General features: G+C 72.3%; 11 protein-coding genes. 2 read left to right on the top strand and 9 right to left on the bottom strand.

Annotated features, from left to right (window positions below; genetic code table 11):
• From SACE_RS06945 to rplU, 6 genes are all read right to left on the bottom strand, one after another.
• Positions 1 to 1,155 carry an NAD(P)/FAD-dependent oxidoreductase gene (locus tag SACE_RS06945; RefSeq protein WP_029621736.1) on the bottom strand — a complete coding sequence of 385 codons (1,155 nt, stop codon included), beginning with the start codon at positions 1,153 to 1,155 and terminating at the stop codon, positions 1 to 3.
• 28 nt (positions 1,156 to 1,183) lie between these two features.
• The gene (locus SACE_RS06940) at positions 1,184 to 2,143 is read right to left on the bottom strand and encodes an RNA polymerase sigma-70 factor (protein ID WP_009947744.1); all 960 of its coding nucleotides are present in this window, start codon (positions 2,141 to 2,143) and stop codon (positions 1,184 to 1,186) included.
• A 77-nt stretch (positions 2,144 to 2,220) separates the two neighbouring features.
• Positions 2,221 to 3,339: a glutamate 5-kinase gene (gene proB / locus SACE_RS06935; protein WP_009947745.1), complete on the bottom strand. Its 1,119-nt coding sequence runs from the start codon at positions 3,337 to 3,339 to the stop codon at positions 2,221 to 2,223.
• The gene (gene obgE / locus SACE_RS06930; RefSeq protein WP_009947747.1) at positions 3,332 to 4,810 is read right to left on the bottom strand and encodes a GTPase ObgE; all 1,479 of its coding nucleotides are present in this window, start codon (positions 4,808 to 4,810) and stop codon (positions 3,332 to 3,334) included. Before obgE ends, proB begins: the two co-directional genes overlap by 8 nt.
• Positions 4,811 to 4,888: 78 nt before the next feature.
• Entirely contained in the window at positions 4,889 to 5,146 is a 258-nt protein-coding gene (gene rpmA / locus SACE_RS06925; protein WP_009947749.1) for a 50S ribosomal protein L27, read from the bottom strand.
• 14 nt (positions 5,147 to 5,160) lie between these two features.
• On the bottom strand, positions 5,161 to 5,469 hold the full coding sequence (gene rplU, locus SACE_RS06920) for a 50S ribosomal protein L21 (RefSeq protein ID WP_009947750.1): 309 nt from the start codon (positions 5,467 to 5,469) through the stop codon (positions 5,161 to 5,163).
• Between the two features lie 586 nt (positions 5,470 to 6,055).
• On the opposite strand from rplU, the gene SACE_RS06915 reads away from it, so the two are divergent.
• A complete protein-coding gene (locus SACE_RS06915; protein ID WP_009947751.1) occupies positions 6,056 to 7,801 on the top strand; it encodes a hypothetical protein in 1,746 nt (581 codons plus the stop codon).
• Positions 7,798 to 8,772: a glycosyltransferase family 2 protein gene (locus SACE_RS06910; protein ID WP_009947754.1), complete on the top strand. Its 975-nt coding sequence runs from the start codon at positions 7,798 to 7,800 to the stop codon at positions 8,770 to 8,772. The genes SACE_RS06915 and SACE_RS06910 overlap by 4 nt, the downstream gene beginning before the upstream one ends.
• A 6-nt stretch (positions 8,773 to 8,778) precedes the next feature.
• Here SACE_RS06910 and SACE_RS06905 read toward each other — a convergent pair whose 3' ends face one another.
• Genes SACE_RS06905 through SACE_RS06895 form a run of 3 tightly spaced genes read right to left on the bottom strand, consistent with a single transcriptional unit; the run spans position 8,779 to position 11,497 of the window.
• On the bottom strand, positions 8,779 to 9,381 hold the full coding sequence (locus tag SACE_RS06905; protein WP_009947755.1) for a VC0807 family protein: 603 nt from the start codon (positions 9,379 to 9,381) through the stop codon (positions 8,779 to 8,781).
• Positions 9,378 to 10,880: a carboxylesterase/lipase family protein gene (locus SACE_RS06900; protein WP_009947756.1), complete on the bottom strand. Its 1,503-nt coding sequence runs from the start codon at positions 10,878 to 10,880 to the stop codon at positions 9,378 to 9,380. The genes SACE_RS06905 and SACE_RS06900 overlap by 4 nt, the downstream gene beginning before the upstream one ends.
• A complete protein-coding gene (locus SACE_RS06895) occupies positions 10,877 to 11,497 on the bottom strand; it encodes a TetR/AcrR family transcriptional regulator (RefSeq protein ID WP_009947758.1) in 621 nt (206 codons plus the stop codon). The genes SACE_RS06900 and SACE_RS06895 overlap by 4 nt, the downstream gene beginning before the upstream one ends.
• Positions 11,498 to 11,508 lie beyond the last annotated feature (11 nt).

The following is an 11,508-nucleotide window of genomic DNA, read 5'->3' as shown; positions in this document are numbered from 1 at the left end:
TCACACGCCGAGCGCGCTGCCGAGCACGGGCTTCCCGCGGCGGCCGACGTACGGGCTGCGCCGCACCACCCACGCGGCGCCCCGCACGATGGTCTCCTTGTAGCGCGCCGCGGTCGGCCCGGTGAGCACCGCGTTGCGTGGGGTGTCGTCGCCGTGCACGAACTGGATCAGGCCGTCCCGGCGCCCCAGGCTCAGGCACAGGTTGTAGTAGCGGAAGCGCAGGGGTTTCGGGGTGTCGCCGGTCAGCTCGGCGATGATCGACCGGGCCGCCCGGCCCGCCATCGGCAGTCCCGCCGCGCACGACATCCGCAGCTCCGGTCCGCCGTGCGCCCGCGCCCTGGCCGCGTCGCCGACGGCGTAGACGTCGGGGTGCGAGACCGAGCGCATCGAGGCGTCGACCCGGATGCGGCCGGTGCCGTCGCACTCCAGACCGGCCTCGGCCGCGAACCCGGGAACGCGGAAACCCGCGCTCCACAACGTCGCGTCGACCTCGACCTCCGAGCCGTCGGCGAACACGATCCGGTCGTCGCGGACCTCCGAAACCAGGCCACCAGGCGTGGATTCGATGCCCAGCCGGTCGAACACCCGGTGCACGTGCGCCCTGCCCTTCGGCGACAGCCAGCCCAGCGGTTCCGGTCCCGCCAGCAACCGGACGCGCAGGTCCGGGTAGGTCTCGGCGAGTTCGGTGGCGGCCTCGATCCCGGTCGAGCCACCGCCGACGACGCCGAGAACACCACCGCGAGCGGCGAGTTCGGCCGCCCGCACCCGGAGTTCCGCGGCGTCGGTCGCGGTCGCCACCGCCAGGGCGTGCCGCGCGACGCCTGGCACGCTCTCGACGTCGGCGTGACTGCCCAGCGCATAGACCAGCTTGTCGTAGCCGAGGGCGCGATCCCCGTCGACCACGACCTCCCGCCGGTCCGCGTCGATGCCGGTGACGCGGCCCAGGACAAGCTCGATTCCCGCGTCGCGCACGATGTCCTCCAGCGGCCAGCGGTGCAGCCGCTGGCCGGCGGCGGCCTGGTGCAGGCGCACCCGTTCCACGAACTCGTCGGCGGCGTTGACCAGCGTGACCCGCGCGTCGACGCCCTCGGCGATCCGGCGGGCGGCCAGCAGCCCCGCGTAACCCGCGCCCAGCACCACAATTCGGTGAGTCATCGTCCATCCCCGTTCTGCCCAGTCGGTGTCACTCCCTGAACCGGGCAGCACGCAGTTCCATGACGGAACCGGATGTGTCCTCGATCACCTGCCTCCAGTTGCGCGCAACCAGCCCGCACTGCGCGGCGAGGAAACGCAGTTTGTCCGGGTTGACGACGTTGTAGATACGTCGCACGCGTTCGTCGCCGACCTCGACGACGGTCACACTGACCAAGGCGTCGCCGACCACGGCGAGGATGCCCGGCTGACCGTTGAGCTCCACGACCCGCAACTCCAATCCGGGTAGCGGCACATCCAGCAGACCGGCGAAGTAGCGCGCGACCCGGCTCGCGCCGCGGATGGCGTTGCGCGCCGCGCCCGCCACGCCACCGCCGTCGGCGGAGGACACGACGTCGTCGGCGAGCAGGCGTTCCAGCGCCGGGAGGTCGCCACCGCGGGCGGCGTCGAGGAAAAGCTCGGCGATCCGGCGCCGCTGGTCGCCGGACGCGTCGAAGCGCGGACGCTCGCGCAGGTGCGCCTGCGCCCGGCGGAGGACCTGCTGCGAGTTCGACTCGGTGATGTCGAGGATCTCGGCGATCTCGCGGTGCCGGTAGCCGAACGCCTCGCGCAGCACGAAGACCGCGCGTTCGACCGGGGTCAGCTTCTCCATCAGCACCAGCATCGCCAGCGACACCGACTCGCGCCGCTCGGCGGTCTCCAGCGGACCGAGCGCGGAGTCGTCGGTCATGACCGGTTCCGGGAGCCAGATCCCGACGTAGTCCTCGCGCCGGGACCGCGCCGAGGCGAGCCGGTTGAGGCAGAGGTTGGTCAGCACCTTCGTCAGCCACGCCGCGGGCGTGCGGACGACGTCGCGATCGGCGTCGTTCCAGCGCAGGAAGGTCTCCTGCACCAGGTCCTCCGCCTCGGCCGCCGACCCGAGCAGGCGGTAGCCGACGGCGAACAGCCTCGGCCGGTGAGCTTCGAACTCCGCGACGTGATCGCTGGCCATGGCCTGAGCATACGGAGCGCGGCCAGGCCACCGGCCGGTGTCGCGGCCAAGTCACCGGCCGGTCTCGCGGCCGGTTCTCAGCGCAACGGCACCAGGTCGTCGGCGTGCACGACCTCGCGGCGCTGCTCCGGAGGCAGCTGGTGGCTGGAACGTCCGATCAGTGCGGGCAGTTCCTCGGCGTCGTAGGCAACCACGCCTCTGGCCACCACCATCCCAGACGGATCGACCAGCTCGACGACGTCACCGCCGTCGAAAGCTCCCTCGACGGCGGTGACTCCCGCCGCCAGCAGCGACCGGCGCCGCTTGACCACCGCCGACACCGCACCGTCGTCCAGCCACAGCCTGCCGCTGGCGTCGGCGGCGTGGGCCAGCCAGAAGCGGCGGGCCGACAGCCGCGAACCGGTCGCGGCGAAGGCGGTTCCCACGTCGGCGTCGCCGAGAGCCCGGTCGGCCTGCGCCGCGGACGTCAGCAGCACCGGGATGCCCGCCGACGACGCCACCCGCGCCGCCTCGACCTTCGAGGCCATGCCGCCGGTGCCGAGCCCGGACGAGCCGGTGCTGCCCGCCTCGACACCCAGCATGTCCTCGACGCCGTTGACCTCCAGGATCGCCGAAGCACCGCCCCTGCGGGGATCCCCGTCGTACAAAGCGTCCACATCGGACAGCAGGACCAGTGCGTCGGCGCCGACCAGGTGCGACACCAGCGCGGCGAGGCGGTCGTTGTCGCCGAAGCGGATCTCGTTGGTGGCCACCGTGTCGTTCTCGTTGACCACCGGCACCGCACCCAGCGTGAGCAGCCGGTTGAGGGTGCGCTGGGCGTTGCGGTAGTGCGAGCGGCGGACCACGTCGTCGGCGGTGAGCAGCACCTGGCCGACGGTCAGCGCGTAGCGGGCGAACGACTCGGCGTAGGCGTGCGCCAGCGCCTGCTGCCCGACGCTGGCCGCAGCCTGCTGGCTGGCCAGATCGCGCGGTCTGCGCCCCAGGCCGAGCGGGGTGATGCCGGCGGCGATGGCCCCGGAGGAGACCAGCACCACCTGTCCCCCGGCACCGACCCGCCGCGCCACCGTGTCGACCAGGCTCGCCAGCCTGGCCTGGTCGAGCCCGCCCCTCGCCCTGGTCAGCGAGGACGAACCGACCTTCACCACGATGCGCTGCGCCGCCGCGATCAACCGCCTGGTCGGCGACACCTCACTCACCGACGTAGCCGCCCTCCTCGTCGAGCGAGGTCCGGCGCGCCTTCTTGGCGGCCTTGCGCTCGTGGGCCGAGACCCGCTCGTCCTGGTCCAGCCGCAGGTCGGTGCCGCGCCCGCCGAGCACACCCGCGACACCGGCGGGCGTCGAAGGCTCCCAGTCGAAGGTCACCGAGCCGATGGTGACCTGGCTGCCGGGTTTGGCGCCGTTCTTGGCCAGCGCCTCCTCCACGCCCAGCTTCGCCAGCCGGTCGGCGAGGAAGCCCACCGCCTCGTCGTTGTCGAAGTGGGTCTGGCGCACCCACCGCTCGGGCTTGTCGCCCCGCACGATGAAGGCGTCCTCGTAGTCCGGGTCGGGCTCGACGGTGAAGCCGGTGTCGTCGACGCCCACCGGTCGCACGATCGTGCGGGCCGGCTCCGGTTCCGGCTGCTCGGCCCGGTACTCCTCGACGGCCTCGGCCAGCGCGAAGCGCAGCTCGCGCAGGCCCTCGTGGCTGGCGGTGGAGACCTCGAAGACCGGCCAGCCGCGCTGCGCCAGCTCAGGCCGCACCAGCTCTGCCAGCTCCCTGGCCTCGGGCACGTCCATCTTGTTGAGCACCACCAGGCGCGGCCGGGACTCGAGGTCTCCTGCGCCGTGCTCGGTCTTCAGCGCGGGCGTGTAGCGCGCCAGCTCCTCCTCCAGCGCGTCCACATCGGACAGCGGGTCGCGGCCGGGTTCCTGGGTGGCGCAGTCCACGACGTGCACCAGCACCGCGCAGCGCTCGATGTGGCGCAGGAAGTCCAGCCCGAGACCGCGCCCCTCGCTCGCACCGGGGATGAGCCCCGGCACGTCGGCGACGGTGAACACGGTGTCACCGGCGGTGACCACGCCGAGGTTGGGCACCAGCGTGGTGAAGGGGTAGTCGGCGATCTTCGGCTTGGCGGCCGAGAGCACCGAGATCAGCGACGACTTGCCCGCCGAGGGGAAGCCGACCAGGCCGGCGTCGGCGACCGACTTCAGCTCCAGGACCAGGTCGTGCTCGTCGCCCGGCTCACCGAGCAGCGCGAAACCGGGCGCCCTGCGGGCCTTGGACGACAGCGCCGCGTTGCCGAGGCCACCGCGTCCACCCTGCGCCGCCACGAAGGTGGTGCCCACGCCCACCAGGTCGGCCAGGACCTCGCCGTCCGGCGTGAGCACCACGGTGCCCTCCGGCACCGGTAGCACGAGGTCCTCACCGATCGCGCCGTTGCGCATGCTCCCGCGGCCCTGCTTGCCGTTGGAGGCACGCGCGTGCGGGCGGTGGTGGAAGTCCAGCAGCGTGTGCACGCCCGGGTCGACGACCAGCCGGACGTCACCGCCCCGGCCGCCGTTGCCGCCGTCGGGTCCGCCGAGCGGTTTGTACTTCTCCCGATGTACCGATGCGCAACCGTTGCCACCGTCGCCGGCGGCGACGTGGATGGTCACGCGGTCGACGAACCGCGACACGAATGCCTCCAAGGACAAGAAAAAACGAGGGGCAGGACCGGCTAGGCCGGACCCGCCCCTCGTCGGGAAAAACGTGTGCCGAGAGCCGGGTCAGGCCTCGGCCGGCACGATGCTGACGGTCTTGCGGTTGCGCGTGCGACCGAACTCCACGGTGCCCGCGGAAAGCGCGAAGAGGGTGTCGTCCCCACCGCGGCCGACGTTCAGGCCCGGGTGGAACTTGGTGCCGCGCTGGCGGACGATGATCTCACCGGCCTTGACGACCTGACCACCGAATCGCTTGACCCCGAGGTACTTCGGGTTCGAGTCGCGGCCGTTCCGAGAGCTGGATGCGCCCTTCTTGTGTGCCATGACTAGTCAGGTCCTCACTTGGTGATGCCGGTGACCTCAACGCGGGTCAGCTTCTGCCGGTGACCCTGGCGCTTGTGGTAGCCGGTCTTGTTCTTGAACTTGTGGATGCGGATCTTGGGGCCCTTGGTCTGCTCGACCAGCTTGCCGGTCACCGAAACCTTCGCCAGCGCATCGGCGTCGGCGGTGACATCGGAGCCGTCGACGAGCAGAAGCGCCGGGAAGGTGACCTCGGAGCCCGGCTCGCCTTCGAGCTTCTCGACCTCGACGACATCCCCGACAGCCACCTTGTACTGCTTGCCGCCGGTCTTGACGATCGCGTACATGAGTCGGAAGTCTCCTGCTGCTCGGTTTCCCTGTTGACGCCCTCTCCGACCAAGCCGGAGATTCCTACCACCCGGCGGCGCCGGATCTCGGTGGGTTCCCGCTTCGTCGCCCCGGTCCCCCAGCTGAGGTCGCACTCGGGCTCTGCGGGCGTTTATCCTCTCCGCCCGTCCGGCGGCGAGAAGTTCCCACCCATCATACAGACAGGCGCGAAAGGCCCGATCGACAGGCCCCCGCGCCGACGGCGAGGGGTGGACCCCGCGTCGCATCCGGCCACGCGAGGGAAGTCCTGCTCATCCGCGGACGAGCCGAGTCAGGCTAAATGGGCGTTTCCCGGGCGGTCAAATCGACCCTGGGACGGCGAAGATCACCGGTGGAAAAGTTTCGCCAATCCCGCGGAACCGCCGATCAGCGGCCCGGACCGCTTGCTACCGTGAGTCGCCGCTCCAAGGTGAGAGCTTTTCGCCTCCACCGGCGGCGGCCGCCCGGCTCGCAGGCGGCCCGGAGCCGCCCGCGCCGGCCGGAGACCGGCAGCTCGACACCGGATGCCTGCCCGGAGCAGGTCCGCAGGAACACGGGGAACTCAGCGTGACCGACATCGCACCGGACGCCGGCTCGCGGCCGGACGGTGGCGCGCCCGACGAGGAGCGCGCTTCCGAGGACCAGCCCGAAGCAGCCCGGCCCGGTTCGCTGCGGCGGCTGCGCGAGGGGCGGCTCGGCCCGGTCCTGCTCGGCCTGCTGTCGGTCGTGCCGCCGCTGATGATGCTGCGCGAGGTGCTGCGGTACCCGCAGATGCACTTCTTCGACTACTGGTGGGTGCTGCTCGACCTCACCCGCGACGACGGCTCGCTGCGGCCGGAGGCGCTGTTCGGGTTCCGCAACGAGCACCCCTTCGTGCTGCCGAGCCTGCTGTTCTGGCTCAGCGCCCGCTACGGCAACGGCCTCAACCAGCCGCTGGGGCTGCTGATCATCGCCTTCGGCGTCGGCTGCGTGCTGCTGGTGTGGGCGATGCTGCCCCGTTCGCTGGGCAGGTGGCAGCGGGCGGCGCTGGTCGTGGCGGCCTCGACGCTGGTCTTCAACCCGCACGGCATCCACAACTACGTGCGCTCGATGAGCGGGGCGTCCTGGATCCTGGCGCTGCTGCTGGTGCTCGCGGCGCTGCTGGCGATGCAGCGCGGCCGTCCGGTGCCCGCGGTCGTCGCCGGGCTGCTCGCCTCGATCAGCTACGGGACGTCGTTCGCGGTGTGGCCCGCGCTGGCGCTGGTCGCCTGGATGCGCGGCGACCGGCGGGCCCGGGTGGTGACGCCCCTGGTCGTCGGGTTCGCCGTGGTCGCGGCGTGGCTGGTGCTGCGGGGCCCGCAGGGCGGTGGCGGCGGTTCGCCGACCGACGACCCGGCGCAGGCGATGCTGGCCGGTCTGAGCATGCTCGGCATGGTCTGGACGGGCACCGAGCCCGCGATGGCGCTGCTGGCGGGCGTGGCCGGGCTCGCCGTCCTGGCCCTGCACGCCCGGGTGGCCCCGGAGCACCGCGCGGTCAGTGCCGCGTGGTGGGGGCTGGCGGTCTACGCGGTCGGCTGCGCGGTAATGATCTCCGGTTCGCGCGCGGCCTTCGGCGAGTCGGCTGGCCTGCAGAGCCGGTACAACAGCATGACCGCTGCCCTGTGGATCGCGGTGCTGGTCATCGTGGTCGCCTGGGGCCGGTGGCCGGGCCTGCGCAACGTCGTGGTCGGCGTCACGGTGCTGGCCACCGTCGCGCTCGGTGCCCCGATGGCCCAATCGGTACGCGACGACGCTCCGAACCAGCGGTTGCTCGCGGTGGCCGCCCGCATCGGCGCCTCCGACGCCTTCACCGATCGCTTCCCGGAGCCCGAACGGCTCATCCCACGGCTCCGCGCGCTGGGGCACTACCCGTTCTCACCGGAGTTCACCCTGGGCTGCGGCGACGGCGTGGAGATCGGTTCGCGAGCCGGCACCTCCACCTGGCGCACGCCCAGCATCGGCAGCTTCCGCGAGCCGGGGCCCGACGGCTGGGACGTGGTCCTCAACGTCGAGACCGACCAGGTCACCGGCGGCGCCCGGATGCTCAAGGGCTGGGCCATCTCCGGCATCGAACGCGCCCGGTGCGTCGCCGTGCTCGACCAGAACGGGACCGTCGTGGGCGGCGGGGTGGTCGACATCCCGCGCGCCGACGCCGAGGCCCAGACGGTCGGCATCGAGATCGGCCTCGGCTTCCGCGCGGTCGCCCCGGCGGCGCCCGGGCCGCTGCGGGTCGCGTTCCGCTTCCCCGACGGCTGGTGGATCCGGCCCCTCACGGAAAGTCCGCAGAAGTCATGAGCGAGCGCCAGCACTCCGAGCCCGAGGTGTCGCTGCTGGCCCCGGCCAAGAACGAGGCCGAGAGCCTGCCCCTGCTGTTCGCCGAGATCCGCACCGCGATGGAGTCCCAGCACCGCACCTGGGAGCTGCTGGTCGTCGACGACGGCAGCACCGACGAGAGCTGGCGGGTGATCGCCGGCCAGGCCGCCGCCGACCCCCGGTTCCGGGGCCTGCGGCTTCGCCGCAACTTCGGCAAGGCCGCCGCGCTGGCGGCCGGGGTCGCCGAGGTGCGGGGCGCGCTGCTGGTGACCATCGACGCCGACCTGCAGGACGACCCGGCCGAGATCCCGCGGCTGCTCGACGAGCTCGACGACGGTGCCGACCTGGTCAGCGGGCACAAGGCGCAGCGCAAGGACCCGCTGGGCAAGCGGCTGCCCTCGAAGTTCTTCAACTGGATGACCGGGCTGATCACCGGTCTGCGGCTGTCGGACCACAACTGCGGCCTCAAGGCCGCCCGGACCGAGGTCTACCGGCGGGTGCCGCTCTACGGCGAGCTGCACCGCTACATCCCGGCGCTGGCCCACCAGCTCGGCTACCGGGTGCGGGAGCGCGCGGTGAACCACCGGCCCCGGCTGCACGGCAAGTCCAAGTACGGCTTCGAGCGCTACGTCCGCGGCGCGCTGGACCTGCTGACGGTCGTGGCGCTCACCCGCTACGGGCGCAGGCCCGCCCACCTGTTCGGCGGGCTGGGGCTGCTCCTGGGCACGGTCGGCACGCTGATCCTGCTCTACCTGACGGGCGTGTGGGTCTTCACCGAGCAGTCCATCGGGACCCGTCCGCTGCTGACGCTGGGCATGCTGCTGGAGATCTTCGCGGTCCAGATGGTCTCGCTCGGGCTGCTCGCGGAACTGGTGCTGCACCGCACCGGCCGCGACCGCGACGTCACCGTGCTGGTCGCCGACCACACCCACGACGAGTCCCGGGTGGCGTGAGAAGGCTCAGCCGACGACGCGCTTGATCACGGGGCGCCGGAGGTAGACCTGGCTGCCCACGTTGAGCAGTACGACCGCGGCGAGCCACGTGGCGGTGGTGACGGCCGGGACGACGTCGACGGGCACCGTGTAGGCCATCACGACCTTCGCCCCGGCGCACGCGAGCAGCGCGACGCCCCACGCGACCGTGAGCACCCGCCACACCCGCCGGAACTCCGCCGAGCGACGCCACCGGTCGTCCCAGTCCGCGGCGCTGTGGCCGGAGCGGGCCACGAGCATCCGGCCGAGGGTGAACACGACCGGCCTGCGCCACAGCGTCGCGAGGGCGCCCGCCCCGCACGCGGCCATCAGCCACCCGTCCCTGGCCAGCAGTGCGCGCGGGCTCCCGCTGACCAGGAACAACGCCAGGCTCACCAGCACGATCGCCAGCACGAAGACCGCGACGGGGTCGGCGCTCCGCCGGGCCACGATGCCGTAGCCGACGCGCACCAGGGAGATCAGCGCGCACGCGAGCAGCGCCGGGACCTCGCCCGCCCCTGCCGAACGCAGTCCGTAGTAGACGACCAGCGGCAGGAGCAGGTCGGCCAGCGCGGTGACCAGCAGCTTCACCGCAGCTTCTCCCAGAGGTCCAGGCGGTGCCCGGCGGCGAAGTCGGTCGGGCCGGTCCGCCCCGGGGCGAGCGCCTGCACGTACGGGTCGGCGGGCTCGAAGCGGTTCCACGCCGGCAGGTCCGGCGAACCGGGATCACCGCTGCGCGCGAAGTTCGCCCAGTAGGCGTTGATCTGCTCGGCGAGGCGCCACTGCTCGCCGCTCAGCGCCGCGGGCTCGCCGAGGTCGAACTGGTAGGCCACCTCGGCCGAGTGGTGCGCCCCGGGCGGGAAGCCCTCCGGGAACGGCACGATCGGCGGAGCGTCGCGGTCGGCGAACTCGTAGCAGTAGGTCGGTGTGTGCGACGCGAGCGCGTGGGCCAGGTCCCACGTGGACCGCGCCCACGCCCGGTCCTCGGCGACCTGCGCCCACGCCAGGCTCGGGGTGTCGTAGTCGCTCAGCGGGTACTCCCGCTCGACCTGTGCGGCCTGCGGACCGAACGCCTCGCCGAGCAGTCGCGAGTAGCCCTCGGCGGTGACCGGCTGCCCCGCGAGGTCGAAGAACAGCCCGACGAACAGCCTGGCCTCGTCGCGGGTGCCGCCGACCACGGCCGGGACCCGGTTGAACCGGCCCGCCCGCACCGCCTCGTCCGGGGACTCCGGCAGCACGGCGTTGCCGTACGCGGGCCGGGTGAAGTACGACGACAGCTCCAGCAGCTCGCTGACCGGGACGCGACGCAGCTGCTCGACGGCGGTCAGCTCGCTGCCCGGGTCCAGCCAGCCGCTCTGCTCGACGAAGTGCGCCGCGAGCCCGTGCAGCTCGGCGGTGGACAGCCACATCGTCGGCAGGGCGGGAGTGCCGGGCAGCCAGGTTCCTGCCGGCGCGTCCATCAACGTGAAGCCGCTCTGCAGGACGGCGCGGTGGAACAGCCCCCGCGACGACGGCGACGCGAGGTGCGCGCCGATGTTGAACCCTCCGTAGGACTCCCCGAACAGCGTGACGTTGCCCGGATCGCCGCCGAAGGCCGCGATGTTGCGCCGCACCCAGCGCAGCGCGGCCTGCTGGTCCTCGATGCCGAAGCCGCCGCTGCCCTCCAGACCGGGGTAGCCGAAGCAGCCGAAGATGCCCAGCCGCGAGTTCGGTGTCACGACGACGACGTCCTCCCGCACCGCGAGACGGTGGGCGTCGAAGATCGCGCCCTCGCCGTTGGCCCCGCCACCGCCGTGCAGCCACACCATGACCGGCTTCGGGCCGGGCGTGCCCGGCGTCGTGACGTTGAGGTTCAGGCAGTCCTCGTCCAGGCTCTCGATGGCGGCGAAAACCTGCGCCGTCTGCGGGCACGGACTGCCCGGCTCGGTGGCGTCGAGGACGTCGGCCCACGGCTGCACGGGCTGCGGCGAGCGCCAGCGCAGCCCGCCGACCGGCGGCGCCGCGTACGGGATGCCCTGGAACACCCGGTGGTCGTCGAGCACGCGGCCACGCACGCGCCCGGAGTCCAGTTCCACGATCGCGTCGTTCATCGGCTTTCCGCCCTCGTGGCCAGGTCGAACAAGGTCACCAGCTCGCGGGCGCAGACGTCCGGGTCGCTGTCGGGGTCGGCGCCGAGGTGCAGCGCCACACCGTCGAGCGCGTGCCGCAGCGCCACCGCCATCACCCGCGGGGAGAAGTCCCGGAAGTCACCGGTGCGCTGGCCTTCCCGGAACATCTCCTCGAGCGATTCCAGCTCCTGCTGGTGCGGCGGCGCGGTGCCCTCGTCCTCACCGCGGCTGCCGAGCCACACCTCGGTCAGTGCGCGCATGTGGCGGTGGTGGGTGCGGTAGAAGTCGACGCTTCCCTCGATGAAGGCGCGGAGCTGCGCGGGCGGATCGCCCGCCTGGTCGATCCGGGAGCCGACCACCTCCAGCGCGACCGCGTAGACGTCGCTGACGACCTGCCGCATCAGCTCGGCCTTGCTGCGGAAGTGGTAGGAGATCATCCCGGTGCTGCTCAGCCCGGCCCGCTTGGCGATCTGCCCGAACGAGGTCTTCGCATAGCCGAGCTCGACGATGGTGTCGATCGCCGCGTCGACGATCTGGGCCCGGCGGCGCTCCTCGGTGAACGACCGCTCTTGCTTGGTCGAGCTGCTTTTTGCTCGCATGAGCAAAACTT

Source organism: Saccharopolyspora erythraea NRRL 2338 (assembly GCF_000062885.1).
GTDB lineage: Bacteria > Actinomycetota > Actinomycetes > Mycobacteriales > Pseudonocardiaceae > Saccharopolyspora_D > Saccharopolyspora_D erythraea.
This window is presented reverse-complemented; position numbering and strand designations above follow the sequence as displayed.

Excerpts from the sequence above, each read along its gene's own strand:
- SACE_RS06940 (WP_009947744.1), bottom strand. The coding sequence starts at position 2,143 with ATGGCCAGCGATCACGTCGCGGAGTTCGAAGCTCACCGGCCGAGGCTG.
- SACE_RS06895 (WP_009947758.1), bottom strand. The coding sequence starts at position 11,497 with ATGCGAGCAAAAAGCAGCTCGACCAAGCAAGAGCGGTCGTTCACCGAG.
- rplU (WP_009947750.1), bottom strand. The coding sequence starts at position 5,469 with ATGTACGCGATCGTCAAGACCGGCGGCAAGCAGTACAAGGTGGCTGTC.
- rpmA (WP_009947749.1), bottom strand. The coding sequence starts at position 5,146 with ATGGCACACAAGAAGGGCGCATCCAGCTCTCGGAACGGCCGCGACTCG.
- SACE_RS06945 (WP_029621736.1), bottom strand. The coding sequence starts at position 1,155 with ATGACTCACCGAATTGTGGTGCTGGGCGCGGGTTACGCGGGGCTGCTG.
- SACE_RS06900 (WP_009947756.1), bottom strand. The coding sequence starts at position 10,880 with ATGAACGACGCGATCGTGGAACTGGACTCCGGGCGCGTGCGTGGCCGC.
- SACE_RS06910 (WP_009947754.1), top strand. The coding sequence starts at position 7,798 with ATGAGCGAGCGCCAGCACTCCGAGCCCGAGGTGTCGCTGCTGGCCCCG.